Origin of the sequence: Acinetobacter haemolyticus (assembly GCF_900406815.1) — a bacterium.
GTDB classification, from domain to species: domain Bacteria; phylum Pseudomonadota; class Gammaproteobacteria; order Pseudomonadales; family Moraxellaceae; genus Acinetobacter; species Acinetobacter haemolyticus_A.
Window position 1 is genome coordinate 177,608 of sequence record NZ_OVCN01000003.1, and the last position, 18,462, is coordinate 196,069.

The following is an 18,462-nucleotide window of genomic DNA, read 5'->3' on the forward strand; positions in this document are numbered from 1 at the left end:
TACAATCATTCTCAAATATAATTCGGCCAACTTAAAATTACTCTCAGGGCGAGATAATGGGCAATAAGACAAAAAGTTATGGTTTTTTTAATGGAAAGTCTGAAATAAATAACTTCCTCCCACTTCTTTCACTTAGTGGATTTATTTTTATTTCAAATACAGCTTTTGCAGCTTCGCCTTCTGAAACAACAGAAGTTGAAAAAAAATCTGAAACCCTCCCTACTATTACCATTACTGCTTCACGTGCAGATGAGCTTTCTTCCTCTGCTAAACAAGTGACTAAGCTGGATGAGCAGCAAATTGATCTTTTAAAAAATGCATCTTCTGGCAATATTGCGACTGTCCTCGCAAAAGCTGTCCCAGGCTTATCAGATTCAAGCCGCACCATTACTGATTATGGTCAAACTTTACGTGGTCGTAATGCGCTTATTTTAGTAGATGGCGTTCCCATGAATTTAACTCGAGATACCTCTAGAGGTCTATCGTCAATCGATCCTGAAAGTATTAGCAGTATAGAAGTCATCCGCGGTAGTAATGCAATTTATGGTAGCGGTGCTGCTGGTGGAACGATTTCAATTACAACAAAAGCTGCTGGAGGTGAACCTACGGCTAAAACGGTTATTGGCTTGCAAAATCCTTTGACAAAGTTTCGTTCTGATGCATTAAGTGGAAATATTCATCAATACTTTTCGGGCAGTTTAAATAATTTCGACTACGCTTTAGACTTTGGTTATCAACGTATTGGTAGTCCTTACGATGCACGGGGCAAACGTGTTGCGCCTGAACCAAGTCAGGGCGATTTATTCGATGCTGATGCATATAGCATAGGCGGTAAGCTGGGTTATCATATTGATGACAATCAATATCTACAATTTGCAGCAAATTATTATAATGCTGAGCAAGACTCTGATTATGCATCTGACACAAGTGTGAAGAATGCCCCTGCCGGAACTGTACCAGCGAAAGCCATTAAAGGCTTAAAGCTAAAAGATCAAACTAAAAATGAAAACCAAATATACAATTTGACTTATAACCATAAAGATTTTTTTGGCAATAAGGTTGATACTCAAATTTATTACCGCGACTTCTTCACTCGTTTTTCACCCTTTGACGCTCGTGTTGCTCCAGACAAGGTCAGCCCACGCGGTGGGCAAGTTGATCAAATCTATCAAGAAAATAATGTACTGGGTAGCCGTTTAACTGTGACGACACCACTCGAATTTTTAGGTGATACATCATTGGTTTGGGGTAGTGACTTTAGCCGTGAAAAAAGCGAAATGCCTTTAGATATTTTCGATCCTGACATTTATGATCGATCTGGAGGTTTAGAGTTTGTAAAAATTGGCAAACTTATTTATTTACCTAAACTCACCACACAAAGTGTTGGTGGCTTTGTACAATTAAAACACCGATTTAATGACCAATGGTCAGCTGAAGCTGGTACGCGTTATGAAGATAGCTATGCGAAAATTGATAGCTTTGTGCCATTATCACAATTAGGTAAATCTAACCCTTACACCGTTCCAGGCGGAAAAGTGAAAGCTGATGCATGGTTATATAATGCTAATATGACCTTCTCTCCAAACGATCAACACTCAATTTATGCATCGTTTAACCAAGGTTTTCAATTGCCTGATGTCGGTGTAGTCATCCGGAACGCTGGTGAAGGCTTTAATCTTGGCTCATCATTTTTAGAACCAGTAAAAGTTGATAACTATGAGTTGGGCTGGAAAGGAAATTTCAATAACTTCTCTTCAAGTTTAGCTGTATTCCACTCCACTTCTGACCTTGGTGCTGTGCAGCCAGTAAGTAATAGTTTGGATATGATTAGAACTAAAGAGAAAGTAACGGGTGTTGAAGCAACTGTAGATTATCTTGACGATGCAAGTATTTGGGGAACTGGCGGTAGTCTCACATGGATGAATGGTCGTGAAAAACCTCAAGGCAGTGATAAAGACCGCGATATGACTGGTTTCCGCATCCCACCATTAAAATTAACAGCTTACATTTCTTATAGCCCAACTGAAACTTGGACAAACCGTCTACAAGCAACTTACTTCGGTTCAGAGGATTATCGTCTAGAGGGCAAGAATAGTTTTGGTCGCTATGATGTGAAATCTTATACCACTGCCGATTTATTGAGTAGTTTTGCACTCAATAAAAAGGATACGATGACGATTGGTTTAGAGAATATGTTTAACCGCAAGTACTATCCGCTCTACAGCCAATTATTAAGATCTGGCAATAATACAAGTCACTTAGTCGCGAATGGTGTAACACTGAAGGTAACCTATAGCCATAAGTGGTAATCAGAAATTGCGTTATATCAGACATAACCCAACTACTATTTCACATCGTTTTATCTCAAATTCATTATTGAGATGATCAAAACCATTTTAAACCGCACCATTACTTGCAAAAAGTCATGGTGCCCCCTATTCATCACTTAGTTCATTAGTCGACCACTATAACTATTTAAAATTTCTATGAAATTAATTACTTATTCGCAATTATAAAATTTAGAATACAAATCACATTTTGAGCTTTCAAATTAATTATTACAATTTCTGCCATTTGATTCTTATTTTTCTAGCCCAAAACTTTATAGGTGATAAGTTGAGGGGTAAAAGCACAGATAAAAAATAAGCCCTTGTAAAAACAAGGGCTTATTTAGATATTTGGCGGAAGCGGTGAGATTCGAACTCACGGAGGACTCACACCCTCGTCGGTTTTCAAGACCGGTGCATTAAACCGCTCTGCCACGCTTCCATGTGCGTAAGAATACAAAGCTTGTTTCCTTTATTCAAGAAAAATTTAACTGCAATATATTCAAATGCATAATGTTTCATCAATTACTAGAGTCTTGCTGCCAACTCTGCGCCATCTCGAATCGCTCGTTTAGCATCTAACTCAGCCGCAAGCTTCGCACCACCAATAATATGATAGTTCGCAAAAGTATTCTCACCCTCTTTAGGCATCAAATCCTTCACAGATTCTTGCCCTGCACAAACAACAATGGTATCAACACGCAATAATTGATCATGCCCATTGTGTTCAACCCACAATCCTTCATCAGTCACTGCTTTATATTGCACACCACGAAGCATACGCACTGCGTGTTTTTTCAATTGCGCACGATGAACCCAACCAGAGGTTTTACCTAAACCAATTCCGAGTGGCGTAGTCTTACGTTGTAATAAATAGATCTCACGAACAGGTGCTTCAACTTCAGGGCGTTGCATACCACCTTCTGAAATATAATTTGCTTCAGGATCCACCCCCCACTCACGCTGCCATTCCGCTAAAGGTTGTGGTTGAGGCTGATGTGGTGGTTTTAATAAATACTCAGACACATCAAAACCAATACCACCCGCACCGATCACTGCAACTTTACGTCCGACTTCTGCACCTCTTAAAACTTCTGCATAAGACAAGACTTGTGGTGCTGTGCTGCCTTGAATTTTCAACTCGCGCGGTACAACCCCTGTTGCAACCACAACCTCATCAAAACCTTCGCTTTCTAATTGTTCACGACTTACGCGCGTATTTAAACGAACGTCGACACCTGTTTGCTGAAGTTGTACTTTAAAATAACGAATCGTTTCATGAAATTCTTCTTTTCCAGGCACAACTTTAGCTAGATTAAACTGACCACCAACATCATTATTGGCTTCAAACAAAGTCACCGCATGTCCACGACTTGCAGCAACGGTCGCAGCTGACATTCCTGCTACCCCACCACCCACAACTGCAATCCGCTTTGGCTTTTTGGTTTTGATATAAACAAGTTCTGTTTCAAAACACGCTTGCGGATTGACCAAACAAGTCACTCGCTGATTTTTGAATGCATGATCCAGACAAGCTTGGTTACAAGCAATACAGGTATTAATTTCGTCAACACGATTGGTCGCGGTTTTATTCACCCAATATGGATCAGCCAAGAATGGACGTGCCATTTGCACCATATCTGCCTTACCCGATGCAACGATCTCTTCAGCCACATCAGGCATGTTGATACGGTTAGATGCAATGACCGGGATTGAAAGATGCTGTTTAACTTCTGCGGTATAGTCTACAAATGCTGCACGAGGTACCGACGTTACAATCGTTGGAATACGTGCTTCATGCCAACCAATACCTGTATTTAATAACGTTACACCAGCTTTCTCTAATGCTTTGGCTACAGTAATTACCTCTTGCATGGTATTACCGTCGTGTACTAAATCCAACAACGATAAACGAAAAGCGATAATAAATTTTTCACCGACTTTAGCGCGAATTGCTTTTACGATCTCAACAGGGAAACGCATCCGATTTTCAATGTCCCCGCCCCAGCGATCTGTACGTTTATTTACATGATTGCTTAGAAATTGGTTAATCAGATAACCTTCTGAACCCATAATTTCCACACCATCATAACCCGCTTTCTTTGCCAAGCTAGCACAGCGCGCATAATCACTAATAGTTGCCAAAATCTGAGAATCTGACATTTGGCGCGGTTTAAACGGATTAATCGGTGCTTTAATCGCAGATGAAGAAACGGAAAATGGATGATAACCATAACGACCAGAATGCAAAATTTGCATTAAAATTTTTGAACCATGTTTATGTACGGCATGGGTTACCAGACGATGGTGAGGAATATCAGCCAAACTATTCATAGTACCGCCAGCAGGCAACAACCAACCTTGACGATTAGGAGAAATACCACCTGTAATGATTAGTCCAACACCACCCTTGGCTCTTTCTTCAAAGTAAGCAGCAAGTTTAGGATAGTTAAAGAACCGATCTTCTAAGCCTGAATGCATAGAGCCCATTACCACACGATTTTTAATGGTGGTAAATCCCAAATGTAATGGTTTTAAAATATTTGCATAGCTAGTCATGATTTTCCTTCTATATTTTTGGCTTTGCAACTTGTTGCATAGTACTTTAACTGAATTTTTATCTGTGTTTATGGCTTTTTTTAAGAAAATGCTGACACTAAAGTCAAAACAAATGTAACCGTTATGATTTACATCTCAAAAATTCAATCTTCCCCATGAAGAACAGATAATTTTTCTGCTTAGTTTTTCTTTGGAGAAAACAAGCTCAATGAAAAGTGTTACAATAGCTCCGATTTTTTATTCTCAAGACCACCGAATTGGGGTCTTTACTAATAAACGTTAGGACAAGCAATGACTGATAATGCAACTATCTTGCAGCACGTACCTGTAGGCAAAAAAGTTGGGATTGCCTTTTCTGGTGGTCTCGATACTTCAGCAGCTTTATTGTGGATGAAGCAAAAGGGTTCAGAGCCTTATGCTTATACAGCAAACTTAGGTCAACCTGATGAAGATGACTATGATGCGATTCCAAAGAAAGCTGAACAATACGGTGCAGTCAAAGCTCGATTAATCGATTGTCGTTTACAACTTGCGCTTGAAGGTATTGCTGCGATTCAATGTGGTGCATTTCACATCAGCACTGGTGGTGTTCCTTATTTCAATACTACACCTTTAGGTCGTGCAGTAACGGGTACAATGCTTGTCACTGCAATGAAAGAAGATGATGTGAACATTTGGGGTGACGGTTCGACTTATAAAGGTAACGATATTGAGCGTTTCTATCGTTATGGTTTATTAACTAATCCTGCGCTTAAAATTTACAAGCCATGGTTAGACCAAACCTTTATTGATGAGTTGGGTGGTCGTGCGGAAATGTCACAATTCCTCATCGACAATGGTTTTGACTATAAAATGTCAAAAGAAAAGGCCTACTCAACTGACTCAAACATGTTGGGTGCTACTCACGAAGCAAAAGATTTAGAATATCTTGATGCTGGTATCAAAATCGTTGAGCCAATCATGGGCGTTGCATTCTGGAAAGATGATGTAAAAATTGATGCTGAAGAAGTATCAATCACTTTCGAAGAAGGCTTCCCTGTTGCATTAAATGGTCAACGTATCGAAGATCCTGTTGAACTTATCTTAGAAGCGAATCGTATCGGTGGTCGCCATGGTTTAGGTATGTCTGACCAAATCGAAAACCGTATTATCGAAGCCAAATCTCGTGGTATTTATGAAGCACCTGGTATGGCTTTATTGCACATTGCTTATGAGCGTTTAGTGACAGGTATTCATAACGAAGATACGATTGAACAATATCGTATTAACGGTTTACGTTTAGGTCGTTTGCTTTACCAAGGTCGTTGGTTCGACTCACAAGCACTTATGCTACGTGAAACAGCACAACGTTGGGTGGCTAAAGCTATTACGGGTACGGTTACTTTAGAGTTACGTCGTGGTAATGACTACACGATTATGAACACTGAATCTCCTAACCTCACTTATGAAGCTGAACGTTTAACAATGGAGAAAGGTGATTCAGTATTTACACCAATGGATCGTATTGGCCAGTTAACAATGCGTAATCTGGATATTACTGATACCCGTGCAAAACTTGGTCTTTATACAGAAACTGGTTTACTTTCTGTAGGTCAAGGTTCTGCGATTCCGCAACTTGGAAATAAATCAAAATAATAAATTGGTAAATTAGCTTAATAATTTGAAAAGGCTGAATATTTTATTCGGCCTTTTTTATTCAACTCATAAAAATACATCATATTTAATCATTGCATTTATAGAACAATATGTCGCAATTAAAGACTATCTATCACTATTATGAATCAATAATATAAGCATTAAGCAAAACACAATAATTTAGGAGATGAAGGATGAATGCTTATCTACATCGTAGTGAAAACCGTGGCCATGTAAAAGCAGGATGGTTAGACACCTACCATAGCTTTTCATTTGGGAGCTGGTACAATCCGAAATATATGGGTGTCAGTGCTCTCCGCGTGATTAATGACGATACCATTGCTGCACATAATGGTTTTGGTACTCACCCTCATGACAACATGGAAATCTTAACTTGTGTTCTTGATGGTACCATTTCTCATAAAGATAGTATGGGCAATGAGGGTCAAATCAATGCGGGTGAATGGCAGTTGATGAGTGCGGGTACAGGCGTTACCCATAGTGAAATGAATAAGCATGATAAAGCGGTACATCTGTTACAGATTTGGATTCAACCGAATGTACAAGATGCTGAACCAACTTATCAGCAAATTCACTTAAATCCGAAAGATCATCCTAACCAATGGCATTTGATTGCAGGTGATGAGTCTGCACCAATGTTGATTCGTCAAAATGCAGAAGTGAAAACTGCTGTTCTTGAAAAGGGTCAACAATTAGAGATCAGTGCAAAGAAAAAAGTGAACTATGTTCATGTGATCTCTGGTGAAGTTATGATTGCTGATCATGTAGTCAAAGCTGGTGATGCTTTACTGTTTGATGAAACTGCAACCATTACCGCATCACAAGACAGTCAAATGATTTGGTTTGATTTGCCTTAATGGTCCTTCTAAGTTGTAGACATTAAAAAAGCCCGATTTACGGGCTTTTCTACAACCTTGAACATTTTTAAAAACGATCAGAACCGTTTCGTTCGTTGTTAGCTGATATATACGGGTTTGTCATAACGTTTATTATCTAGGCAAGATTTCTCTTAAATCCCAAATCGTATATGACTTCCTTATTGTTTAAATTATCACCATTTTTTATTCGGGTCAAGGGGGTTAAACTCCTACCAGTTTTGAAGTAACACATACAATAATACTAATCGCTAGACGCGAATAACTTTGACTCACAAAAACCTATAAATTTCTCTTTTGTGTTACATTCATCCTCCCCATCTAAAAGATGGTATATAGGCTCAAACTCAATTATCCGCATAAGCCCTCTCATTTTTCTACCTGAAATTTGCTTAAAATGCTTAACCACTTTTAAGAATCTCTTATTTTAAACAATTCTTTATTAAGCTTATCGATCTAAATTTCAAGAAATCGTTAAAGGATTTAGATAGGTTGAAATATCATGTAATTTAAAAAATTATTTCAATTATGTTTCAATTTTATGACAATGATTTAATAAATTTTTTCTATTTTTCAAATAAATAACAAAGTTGAATTATATTATTATTTAATAAATTCTTAAAAGTGATGCATCTAAACCATGAGCGATACAAGTCTTTTAAATGAATTAAATCAAATGATTGATTATTACGTTTCTAGAAATAGTCAACCGCCAAATCGTATAATCTTAGGATATAAAGCATATGGGACCTTGATGAAAGATTCCGTGTTTGCAACAGAGGTGAAAAACTCAGCACTTGATCCCAATAAGCGAAAATATAAAAAATTGAAAATTAAAGTGACAAAAGACGACCATCAAATTGAATTAGAATAGATACCCCTATCGCCCTTCTAAGATTGTTTTTACAATCATACAATCACAAAAACCCCACTTTTGACTTGGATTTAATATACTGATTTCACAGTGGATTTATATATTTTGTGCAGAACCTCCTGCTTCTACCGCAAGAGAAAATTCTACTTTTTAGATCTTTTTATTTTTCGGGGGAATTACCGTTCCAACACGTGAGAGAACTTCAATTGCTCGCTGGATTGAACTGAATGATTGTTTTGCTAGGTCATGTAGCCATTCTCTCCGTTGTTCATAACCCTGACAATTTACAAATTTCATAGATTGATCCTCGAATATGAAAAAGAAAAAGCCCCGCTATCACATCTGTCTTAGCAAGGCTTTCTGCGCCGTAATCAGTTCAGAAAGTTGAATCGCTTTGCACTAATGAGAGTAAGCGCTAATCTGCTCTGCTCATTTCTTTCCATCTCAAGCGTCAAGCATTAAAAAACCACCGAAGTGGGTTATGCTCACTCTATATAATAGCTATTGCCATCAGAGCTGTTGAAAACTAAATCTAAAGTAGGAAAGATAAATTCTCCTTTAAATAAAATATATTCAACGTTAGGTTTCCGAACTCTCGATGAATGATTGATTTTATTAGCATTTACTTCCGTATAGTTTGCCTGTGCTCTTCTTTCTTTGCCTTGAAAATCAATAATTGTAATGTCTTTTAGCATTCATATGCTCCTGTTTAATCAATCATACTATGCTTAGCGGCTATCGAATACAAACTATAATTTTACAACCTTTAGGTTTTATTGTTTGTTTAGTAAATCTCTTATCAAAATATATATGTGTGTTTTATGTACTCGCACTTGAAATTTGCACAGTGTAGTTTCAAGCTTTAAACGATACTACTCAAGCAGTTATATATAATTGATTTTATTTATGAAATATTTCCTCGAGATAAACATCTTTTTTAGCACATATCAACACATATAGTTCTTAAAACAACTGTAGTATAACGGTTTATAAAGCGTACTATGGGTTCTCCACAGTGAAGTTAAGAAGATAAAAATGTCAGGTTTCAAAAGTTTTTCTCAAAATACAACAAACCATGCAAAAGTTATCAAAGCTCAAGCAATGGAGCATTCTGCAGTAACTCCACCTACTGAAACACCACCCACACAAGTTCCTGGCACCGTAAAGGATCTGCCTGAGAATAATGAACAACCTGATCCAAATAACAAATAATTTCTTATTAATAGCGCCTTAGAATCAGTTTTGAGGCTCTGATACTATAAAGAATAAATTAGTGCACTGATTTATTATACTATTAACTACTTTTATCAATTTGATTTGTTTAGCTATTTAAGAAATTGCAGCCATTCATACCAGATAATTGATATAACTAGTCTCTCAGATATGAGGGGCTTTTTTAATTGGTTTTTTTTACCAATATTTATCCGACTAACTCACTCTATATAAATTAAACCCACCAAAATGGGCGGGCTTATTTTTAAATATTTGAGTTACGAAAGATAAGAATGTTCTTGAGCTAAATAGTTATTCGCAATTCTGGTTGTTTCAGCGTAGGTCATTTCCGCGCAAAGCCAAAAACGATAAATGTTTTCACCAATAATATAAGTCTGACGATTGTATGTAGACTTTTTTTCGGCGTTAATTTCACTCGCTTCAAAATATGTGCCTTCACGACCTATAACTACTTCCCCATCTAAATCGCCACCAATACAAATATACATTTTAAGAATCCATAATTATGAATCTCAGCTTAACACATAAAATATAAAGCCCCGCTATCACATCTGTGTTAGTGAGGCTTTGTGCACCATAATCCGTTCGGCAAATCTAGAGGAAAGTTACTTTCAGAACTATACTCAATATGGATACTTATGATAAAGATATGCATAATACATGATATAGAGTATCAACCAGAGAAAGGCAGTTAAAACAAATGAGAGCGAAGATATAGGTACCATCTCAGTAGACATGTCAGCTTTCTTACCTGTTTCGCGTTCAAATTTTTTTACTGAAAGATATCCCTTCATATTGCAAATCGAAAAAAATAAAAATGCAATAAGAATTAAACCAATTGAAAAATAGTCCTCCGTCGTAAATTTTTTATTTATTGCGTCTTCACATTTCTGCTTTTCTACTAATTCAGTTTCAGTTAATTCCCGTTTAGACAATTTCCTCGAGTAATAAGAGTAATGACTAGAAGCAAAATATTTCGATTCACAATAGTCTATAAATTTTTCTTTTGGGTTACGTTCATCGCCACTTCCGCCGAAAGATGAGGTGTGATTAAGTCTTGCTGTTGTTATCATGTATATGTATTTAGCACTTAAAAAATTAGCCTAATTATAAATAGTAATATCTAAGTATTAAATTTACTTACTATTCTATAAACTACTCTTACAACAAAAAAGCTCACCATTCGATGAGCTTTTAATAAACTTAGTTAACTATTATAACTTCGCTCACTACAGCAAAAATAGGCCATACCCGTTGTACAAGGTCAAGTTATGAAATTTAATGTTGCTTATGACGTTATTTTAAATACTAATGAATACTTTCAAGCAGTGTTTGCTTAAAATAATTTATCGATTAAATACGTTGATCCTGATAAATCTACCTATGATTAATCTACGTTCTATCTAAAGCCCTCATCATATCATGCCCCCATAGATTGAACTCACCGAAAACAAAAAAACCACTTTTTGAGTGGGCTTTAATATACTGTTTTCACAGTGAATTTTGGTAGGTATATCCAGACTCGAACTGGAGACCTCTACGATGTCAACGTAATATTTTCATATTAAAATCAACAACTAAAGAATAATTGGTGCTAAATTGGTGCCAATTTTTTATGTAACAATATATTATCATTAATACTTATCGATAATAAAACCAATAAAAACTTTCCTTTATTTTTTAATTGTTATCGGCTTTGTTGCACAAACCTATCTGTAAAGGGTTTTTCAGCGATATAATTTTCAAATGAAGAAGCCTACACACAAAATCTACCGCACAACCAATTGGCCCGCATATAACCGAGCACTTATGAGTCGCGGAAATATTGCCATTTGGTTTGATCCTGCTACGCAATGGTATGCGCCATCAAAAGGCAAACAAGGGCGAAATCAAACCTACTCCGACGCAGCCATCCAATGCTGCTTAATGATTAAATCCTTATTCCGTCTGTCTTTACGTATGGTCACTGGCTTTGTGCAAAGTCTGATTAAACTTTGCGGATTAAATTGGATAGCTCCAGATTACACCACGCTTTGTAGAAGACAAAAGCATATTAATATTGCAATCAATTACCAAAAAAGTAGCGATGGGCTGCATCTACTCATAGACTCTACAGGCATGAAGTTTCTAGGTGAGGGCGAATGGAAACGCAAGAAATATGGACCTGAATATCGTCGCCAATGGCGTAAACTTCATATTGGCATAGATGCTAAAACTCTACAAATACGCGCTATTCAGCTTACAACCAATAATGTCAGTGATTCACAGGTGCTTGGTGATTTACTTAATCAGATTCCACAAGATGAGCAGATTGACTCTGTTTATACCGATGGAGCTTATGACACCAAGCAATGCCGTGAGGTCATTGCAGATCGGCAAGCGCATGCGGTGTTTCCACCTAGAAAAAATGCGAAACCTTGGAAAGATACAAAGAGCAGCTCGCTAGATCGAAATGAATTACTTCGAACAGTTAATCTTGGAAGCAGTGCTTCTCAGGCAGGACACTATGGAAAAAATCAGGCTATCATCGGTGAAGTTTGGTTGAAACTAAGATGCACTGCATTAAATTATTAGGAGATAAACTCAGAGCAAGGCGTTTTGATAGCCAAGTCAATGAGATTCATGCACGTGTAGCAGTCCTCAACAGATTTACGGAATTAGGTCGACCACTTACCCAAATTACGCCTTAAATTTAGCTCAATTAGGGGCGCTTTGCATTTCAAATCTTTGTGCAACAAAGCTGTTTGAATAAAAACTTATCTATGTACCTTCAATTTTAAGCATGGTTTGATCCTATCTTTTCAAATAAATGGCCATGCAATACTCAGTAAAAATAATAGCCCTAATACGGCGCAACTCATTTGCCAAAAACGTAAAGGATCTCGTTCAATGATTGCTGGTGGTTTAGAGTTTAATAATTCTTTGGAAGGATGCATTAGATTATGAATGAGTTCAGACAAGGCCTCAAAACGATGTGTCGGTTCAATACTCAGCGCTTGGCCTAAAATTTTATCTAACCATATAGGTAAATCAGGCCGATATTTCCTGATGGAATGATATTGAACTTTTTTAAGCTGCTTTAAACTGTTACAGCGAGCTAAATCTGTGCCATAAGGTAATTGTTTGGTGAGTAAATAATAGGCCATGACCGCCAAAGAAAATTGGTCTGAATGTACAGATGGCGAATGATCAATAAAATACTCCGGTGCCATAAATGCTAAGGTTCCGAGTGGTCGATTCGCATTTTTAGGATTAATTTCGACCAGGCCTCTTACTGCTGTTGAACCATAATCAATCAGTTTAATTTTCATGGCATTTTCTGCATTTAAAACCATGATATTCTTTGGCCGTATATCCTGATGCAGCATCTCCAGCCGGTGCATTGCATTTAAAGCCAAGGCCGTTTGTTGCAAAATTGGTAAAATATCATCGAGCTTTAAAGGCTTTTCCTGGCGATGCAGCCATTGAGCCAAGGTTTCACCCTGCAAATATTCATAACATTGGAATAAATATTTTTTCTCAGTGTTATGTGGATAACAGTGCATCAGGTTGTCATGTTTCAGACGTTTCGATACCCAATCTTCGAGTTGAAACTGCTCTACGGCATTTTTATCTTGCTGTAAATCTACCCCCAAAGTTTTTATGACCAAAGGCTGCTGCTGAGTATCGTGTGCCAAATACAGGCAACTGCGATGATTTTGGTGCAAAATCTTATCAATCACATAACCTTCAAAAACTTCACCTTTACTGAGCTGTTGTGGAAATACATAATCCTGCTGAATATGAAACTGATTCAGTTCAGGCAACTGTTCTACACGGATCACCTGGAAACTTAAGTTATCATCACTGCCCTGTTCTAAAGCTTTTTCAACTAATCCTTTGGCAAGTTGATTTAAATCTGCATCTATTAAAGTTAAATCTAATAATTGTTGATCTGTGACAAATTCATAGACCCCATCGGTCATTAGTAAAAAAATATCTTTTTCTTTGAGTTCAATATTTCGATAATCAATTTCAATACGATAATCCGCACCTAAGGCTCGACTAAGATAATGCTCTTTGGAAGACAACCAGACACGATGATCATGGGTTAGTAATTCAATTTCATGATCGCGAATGCGGTAAATACGACTATCACCAACATGAAAAACATGGGCTTGTTGCTGTTTTAAAATCAGTGCAGATAAGGTACAGACATACCCTCGGTCTTTATCAAAACGTCCTTGACTTTGTTGAGTCTGTGCATAAAGCCATGAATTGGTCGCGCGGATCACTCGTTCTGCTGAAGTCTGTGTACTCCAGGCATCTGAAGTAGAATAATAGTCAGATAAAAAACTACCAACGGCTGTTTCTGCTGCAAGATGACTGACATTACTGCTACCGATTCCATCCGCTATAACACATGCAATACCTTTCTGTTTCAGCACATGTCCTTCGGGCAGATATACTCCATGGAAATCCTGGTTCTGTTGTTTAACTCCGGCAGTAGAATATTGCCCAATAGTGACTTTTAATGTTTTTTTCATGCTGAAAGCTCAAAAAGGGATCTATATGATCCCTTTATAAAATGATGAATGTTAAAATTCTTTTTTAACACCAGTACGGACATGGGTGGTATAAAGTGCCAGACCTGTTAATGCCAAACCGCCCACCAGATTACCTAAAGCAACCGGCAGTTCATTCCATAGGAAGTAGTCAGCAATCGAGAAGTCACCGCCCATCATCATGGCAAATGGGAACAGGAACATGTTCACGACAGAGTGCTCAAAGCCCATGGCAAAGAACAGCATAATTGGCATCCACATGGCAATAAATTTGCCACTCACCGTAGTAGACATCATCGCGCCAATGACACCTAATGACACCATCCAGTTACACAGCATGCCACGGATAAAAATAGTCATCCAGCCGGCGAATCCGTATTCGGCATAACCTAATGTCCGCTCCTCGCCAATATGCGCAATTTTTACGCCGACAGGGTTTGGATCCGCTGCAAAACCCATGGTATAAACCGCTGCCATGAGCACCGCAACGACTAAACAGCCTGTAAAGTTCCCTACAAACACCAAGCCCCAGTTTTTTAGAATACGTCCCCATGTCACCCCTGGGCGTTTATCTAGCCATGCCAGCGGCGTAAGTACAAACACCCCAGTTAATAGGTCATAGCCCAATAAATACAACATACAAAAACCAACTGGAAACAGGAGCGCACCAATCAATGGTGATCCTGTTTGCACGGCTATGGTAATGGCAAATACCGCTGCCAAGGCCAGAATGGCCCCTGCCATAAAGGCACGAATCAATACATCACGGGTTGCCATATGCAATTTGGATTCACCCGCATCTACTACTTTTTTTGCAAACTCCGCAGGAGCAAGATATGCCATGTTGTCGTCCTCTTTTTCAATATACGGACCTGTTTTTCGAAAAAAAGACGCCTAAGATCATTGAAGACCTTAGGCGCCGTTGCCTTGAATATTAGAACAGGTAATGGTGAATGGCGTCGTTGCCATGTATATCGAAATATAAGCAAAAGCTATGCCACAAATAATTAACAATCACTTAAATATTCATTTTCTATTTAGCATGAACTCTAGAATGCTGTTGGCATGATATCTGCATTATGCGTTCTGCATACATTCATTTGATAATAATTTGGAGAGGATTATGATTACCCATCGTCAACAAGTAACTGACATGATCATTTCAGCGAAAGTTTTAAAGTCAATTAAGTGGTCAGATGTTGCCAAAGAGATTGGTCTTTCTAAAGAATGGGTAACGGCTGCCTGCCTGGGACAAATGGCATTTAATAAACAGCAGGCAGAGAAAATTGGTCAGATTTTTGACCTTAGTGATGAGGCAGTAGCATGGCTGCAAATTGTACCTTACAAAGGCTCTTTACCGACCAGTGTGCCTACGGACCCTTTAATTTACCGCTGGTATGAAGTTGTAAATGTATATGGTTCGACTATTAAAGAGCTGATCCATGAAGAATTCGGTGATGGCATTATGAGCGCAATCGACTTCAGCATGAATATTCAGCGTGAGGAAAACCCGAACGGTGACCGGGTAAATGTCGTATTGTCTGGCAAGTTTTTACCTTATAAAACCTATTAATTAATCGTTTGATAAAGCCATCATATTGATGGCTTTTCATTTCTTCGTAAGGAGATCTTTTATATCACCGTCTTTATCCTTATTTAATTTTGACTATACACAGCTTCTGGGTATAAGAGGAACCGACATCAATATAGTGACAGTTATCAATCTGGGTATGTTTTTTCACAATGGTATGCCCTAAATAGGTTTTGAACTGAACCGTACCGGGTTTGTCGGAGACTTTTTTATTTAAGTTAGGCCACCTGACCTAATGGGTTAATTTTATGATAGTACATTGCTTCAAAATCAAAAGGTGACACATAACCTAGTGCACTATGTACACGCTTTTTATTGAACCAATCTACCCAGCTTAGTGTCGCAAGTTGTACATCCGCTAAACCTTGCCAATCCGCTTTTAAATATTCAATCACCTCTGTTTTGTATAAGCCATTCACCGTTTCAGCCAAAGCATTATCGTATGAATCACCGGTCGTACCGACTGATGCTCGTAAATTTGCTGCTTCTAAACGATTGGTATAACGAATGGAAAGATATTGCACACCTCTGTCACTATGATGAATCACGTTCTTTGGCATGCCTCGATCATGCAATGCTTGCTCCAGTGCATCGAGCACCATATCTGTATTCATCCGTGTCGATACTTTCCATCCAACAATTGCTCGTGAGAAGACATCAATAATAAATGCAGTATAAACCCAGCCTGAATTTGTTTGAATATACGTGAAGTCACCCACCTGAGAAGCATTGCTTCGCAAGGGTTTGGATGATCAGCATTAAAATTACGTTTCACTAAATCATCTGCCCGTTTTTGGTCATCTCGGTTACGGGTGGTTTGTTTATTCTTACCACGCCAAACACCTTGTATACCTAGCTTTTGCATCAATCGAGCAATTGTACAACGTGCAATAACAGAGCCTTCACGTTTCAGTTGTTGCCAGACTTTACGTGCGCCATATCGACCTAAACTTTCCTTCCAAATTCGTTTAATTTGTTCAGCATGATGCTCATCATGTAGATCTCGTTTCGCTCGATGTTCTGGATTTACTGTGAGATCTAGAGTCCGGTAATAGGTTGAAGGTGCGATTGGTAAAATCCTACAAATCGCTTCAACACCATATTGATCTTTATTGTTATGGATAAAATCCACCATTACTTGTGTGGGCGGTCGAGCTCCGCCTGGGCGAAAAAAGCGGCTGCTTTACGTAGAATTTCATTGGCACGCTTTAATTCTTTAATTTCACGTTCCATTTGCTTCATTTTTTCTTGATCAGATATCTGTTGTACTTTAATAGGATTTTGCTGATCTAAATGCTTTTGATGCCAGGCACGAAGTGTTTCAGGAGTACAACCGATCTTAGGCGCAATTGCTGTGATTGCAGCCCAAGTAGAAGGATAATCTTTTTCAGATTCAATCAATAATTGAACCGCTCTTTCTCTGATTTCAGGGGTATATTTTAATTTTGTCATCGGGATAGTCTCTCAGAATATTGACTCTCCGACAAACCCGGTACGGTTCAGCCATATTTAGCACGCCACTTGTAGAAAGTCGCATTACTCATGCCATGTTCACGGCACAGGGTAGTAACAGGCGTGCCAGACTCCGCCTGTTTCAAAATAGACATGATCTGACTGTCAGTAAATTTAGATGTTTTCATGCAGAATCTCCTGCTCTAATCTTAAGAGAAAATTCTACTTTTACTTCCTTTTATTTTTAGGGGGGATTACCTATACCAGTCAACCCATTTTTCAACTGTTTGAGTACAAACTTTCTGAATTAACTGAAGATGTATTTTGCGATTGGCTTGATCACAATGACTTCCGTCCAACAACATCAGCTAAAGCATACAGACTTACACGAGCTTTCCTGAATTGGTGCGAGGAACACGAGGATTATGAAAACTTAGTGCCTCCAAAATCATACAACTCAAAAAAAGTTAAAGATAAGGTCCCTTCCCCAAAAGCCAAGAATGATTGTTTGATGAAACAGCATCTAAAACCATGGTTTGAAGAGGTAAATAAGTTAACTAGTAGAAAAATAGCGATTTTTTGATATGTAGTTTAATCACTGGTTGCAGAAAGAATGAGCTGCTTTCATTAAAATGGACAGATGTCGATTTTCGTTGGAAAACAGCAAAAGTTAGAGATAAAATTGAAGATGAAGGTCGCCTAATTCCTCTGACGGCATATGTTGAAAGCCTATTTTTAGAACTAAGGAAAAATTCTGATTCTAAATTCATATTTAGCAGTAAGGGTGCTAAATGCGGTCATATTGTCAATCCTTACGATAGCTTAGAGAAAATATGTAAAAAACTAAATATTGAACTTACTCCCCATGGATTGAGGAGATCATATAAAACGTTAGCTATTTGGGCAAAAATCAATGAAGGATCTTTAGCACAGATATCAGGTCATAAACCAAGTGCATTAGTTGTAAGGCACTACATCGTACGACCTATGGATATGCTACAAGAAACACTACAAGAATATGAGGATTGGATTTTGCAACAAGTGCGAAATGGCATTAATTGAAATGCCTCGACACGGAATTAGGTCGACCACTTACCTAAGTTACGCCTTAAATTTAGCTCAATTAGGGCGCTTTGCATTTCAAATCTTTGTGCAACAAAGCCGTTTCCAAATCATCATTCCTGTATCAGGACATGCTAAGCAGGTTTTAACGGGAAGTTCACTATTTAAAAATGGAACAGGAAGAAATTCCCATGGTTCAGTATTAGTATTAATTACAAAAGGTTGTTGATTCATTATGGCTATCCTATGTTTTTTAACAATATTGGAGATTTGATGCAGCCGAAAGTTG

At 38.0% G+C, this 18,462-nt stretch carries 13 protein-coding genes, 1 tRNA gene, 5 pseudogenes and 1 other annotated feature; of the genes and pseudogenes, 9 read left to right on the top strand and 10 right to left on the bottom strand.

The window, feature by feature from the left end; all coding sequences use genetic code 11:
- Positions 1-56 precede the first annotated feature (56 nt).
- On the top strand, positions 57-2,309 hold the full coding sequence (locus DK207_RS03340) for a TonB-dependent receptor (protein ID WP_109439979.1): 2,253 nt from the start codon (positions 57-59) through the stop codon (positions 2,307-2,309).
- Between the two features lie 370 nt (positions 2,310-2,679).
- On the opposite strand, the gene DK207_RS03345 is transcribed toward DK207_RS03340, so the two are convergent.
- Together DK207_RS03345 and DK207_RS03350 are read right to left on the bottom strand one after the other, a co-directional pair.
- A tRNA-Ser gene (locus DK207_RS03345) sits at positions 2,680-2,769 on the bottom strand.
- Between the two features lie 86 nt (positions 2,770-2,855).
- Positions 2,856-4,886: an NADPH-dependent 2,4-dienoyl-CoA reductase gene (locus tag DK207_RS03350; protein ID WP_109439980.1), complete on the bottom strand. Its 2,031-nt coding sequence runs from the start codon at positions 4,884-4,886 to the stop codon at positions 2,856-2,858.
- A 291-nt stretch (positions 4,887-5,177) separates the two neighbouring features.
- Between DK207_RS03350 and argG the strand changes: the two genes are divergently transcribed.
- The 3 genes from argG (at position 5,178) to DK207_RS15870 (ending at position 8,291) form a co-directional block, all read left to right on the top strand.
- A complete protein-coding gene (argG, locus tag DK207_RS03355) occupies positions 5,178-6,521 on the top strand; it encodes an argininosuccinate synthase (protein WP_075315351.1) in 1,344 nt (447 codons plus the stop codon).
- Between the two features lie 194 nt (positions 6,522-6,715).
- The gene (locus DK207_RS03360; protein ID WP_109439981.1) at positions 6,716-7,399 is read left to right on the top strand and encodes a pirin family protein; all 684 of its coding nucleotides are present in this window, start codon (positions 6,716-6,718) and stop codon (positions 7,397-7,399) included.
- A gap of 658 nt (positions 7,400-8,057) precedes the next feature.
- Positions 8,058-8,291: a hypothetical protein gene (locus DK207_RS15870; RefSeq protein ID WP_109439982.1), complete on the top strand. Its 234-nt coding sequence runs from the start codon at positions 8,058-8,060 to the stop codon at positions 8,289-8,291.
- 150 nt (positions 8,292-8,441) lie between these two features.
- Here DK207_RS15870 and DK207_RS15745 read toward each other — a convergent pair whose 3' ends face one another.
- Together DK207_RS15745 and DK207_RS03370 are read right to left on the bottom strand one after the other, a co-directional pair.
- Positions 8,442-8,588, bottom strand: a complete 147-nt coding sequence (locus tag DK207_RS15745; protein WP_162540200.1) for a hypothetical protein — start codon at positions 8,586-8,588, stop codon at positions 8,442-8,444.
- Between the two features lie 188 nt (positions 8,589-8,776).
- Positions 8,777-8,986: a hypothetical protein gene (locus tag DK207_RS03370; RefSeq protein ID WP_004639604.1), complete on the bottom strand. Its 210-nt coding sequence runs from the start codon at positions 8,984-8,986 to the stop codon at positions 8,777-8,779.
- A 340-nt stretch (positions 8,987-9,326) separates the two neighbouring features.
- Here DK207_RS03370 and DK207_RS15805 point away from each other — a divergent pair, with 340 nt between their 5' ends.
- The gene (locus DK207_RS15805) at positions 9,327-9,503 is read left to right on the top strand and encodes a hypothetical protein (protein WP_171293617.1); all 177 of its coding nucleotides are present in this window, start codon (positions 9,327-9,329) and stop codon (positions 9,501-9,503) included.
- 278 nt (positions 9,504-9,781) lie between these two features.
- Here DK207_RS15805 and DK207_RS03375 read toward each other — a convergent pair whose 3' ends face one another.
- Entirely contained in the window at positions 9,782-10,012 is a 231-nt protein-coding gene (locus tag DK207_RS03375; RefSeq protein ID WP_109439983.1) for a hypothetical protein, read from the bottom strand.
- A 1,258-nt stretch (positions 10,013-11,270) separates the two neighbouring features.
- On the opposite strand from DK207_RS03375, the pseudogene DK207_RS03385 reads away from it, so the two are divergent.
- Positions 11,271-12,214 (top strand): annotated as a pseudogene (locus DK207_RS03385) (IS5 family transposase).
- Positions 12,215-12,325: 111 nt separating this feature from the next.
- On the opposite strand, the gene DK207_RS03395 reads toward DK207_RS03385, so the two are convergent.
- Positions 12,326-14,050 carry a bifunctional protein-serine/threonine kinase/phosphatase gene (locus DK207_RS03395; protein ID WP_008941921.1) on the bottom strand — a complete coding sequence of 575 codons (1,725 nt, stop codon included), beginning with the start codon at positions 14,048-14,050 and terminating at the stop codon, positions 12,326-12,328.
- A gap of 51 nt (positions 14,051-14,101) precedes the next feature.
- The gene (locus DK207_RS03400) at positions 14,102-14,911 is read right to left on the bottom strand and encodes a formate/nitrite transporter family protein (protein ID WP_008303564.1); all 810 of its coding nucleotides are present in this window, start codon (positions 14,909-14,911) and stop codon (positions 14,102-14,104) included.
- Between the two features lie 280 nt (positions 14,912-15,191).
- Between DK207_RS03400 and cynS the strand changes: the two genes are divergently transcribed.
- Positions 15,192-15,641, top strand: coding sequence for a cyanase (cynS, locus tag DK207_RS03405; protein ID WP_008941922.1), 450 nt, complete (start codon positions 15,192-15,194; stop codon positions 15,639-15,641).
- Between the two features lie 79 nt (positions 15,642-15,720).
- Here the strand turns inward: cynS and DK207_RS15920 are convergent.
- The 3 pseudogenes from DK207_RS15920 to DK207_RS03420 form a co-directional block, all read right to left on the bottom strand.
- Positions 15,721-15,828: pseudogene (locus DK207_RS15920) on the bottom strand (serine/threonine-protein phosphatase 2); the annotation flags it as partial.
- Positions 15,829-15,877: 49 nt separating this feature from the next.
- A pseudogene (locus DK207_RS03415) lies at positions 15,878-17,111 on the bottom strand (IS3 family transposase).
- Positions 16,720-16,836 (bottom strand) — a sequence feature (AL1L pseudoknot). (Overlaps the previous pseudogene by 117 nt.)
- A 50-nt stretch (positions 17,112-17,161) precedes the next feature.
- Positions 17,162-17,299: pseudogene (locus DK207_RS03420) on the bottom strand (transposase); the annotation flags it as partial.
- Positions 17,300-17,370: 71 nt separating this feature from the next.
- Here DK207_RS03420 and DK207_RS16035 point away from each other — a divergent pair.
- Together DK207_RS16035 and DK207_RS15750 are read left to right on the top strand one after the other, a co-directional pair.
- A pseudogene (locus tag DK207_RS16035) lies at positions 17,371-18,173 on the top strand (tyrosine-type recombinase/integrase); the annotation flags it as partial.
- On the top strand, positions 18,160-18,402 hold the full coding sequence (locus DK207_RS15750; protein WP_017396274.1) for a hypothetical protein: 243 nt from the start codon (positions 18,160-18,162) through the stop codon (positions 18,400-18,402). The pseudogene DK207_RS16035 and the gene DK207_RS15750, both read left to right, overlap by 14 nt.
- The last annotated feature ends 60 nt before the right edge of the window (positions 18,403-18,462 follow it).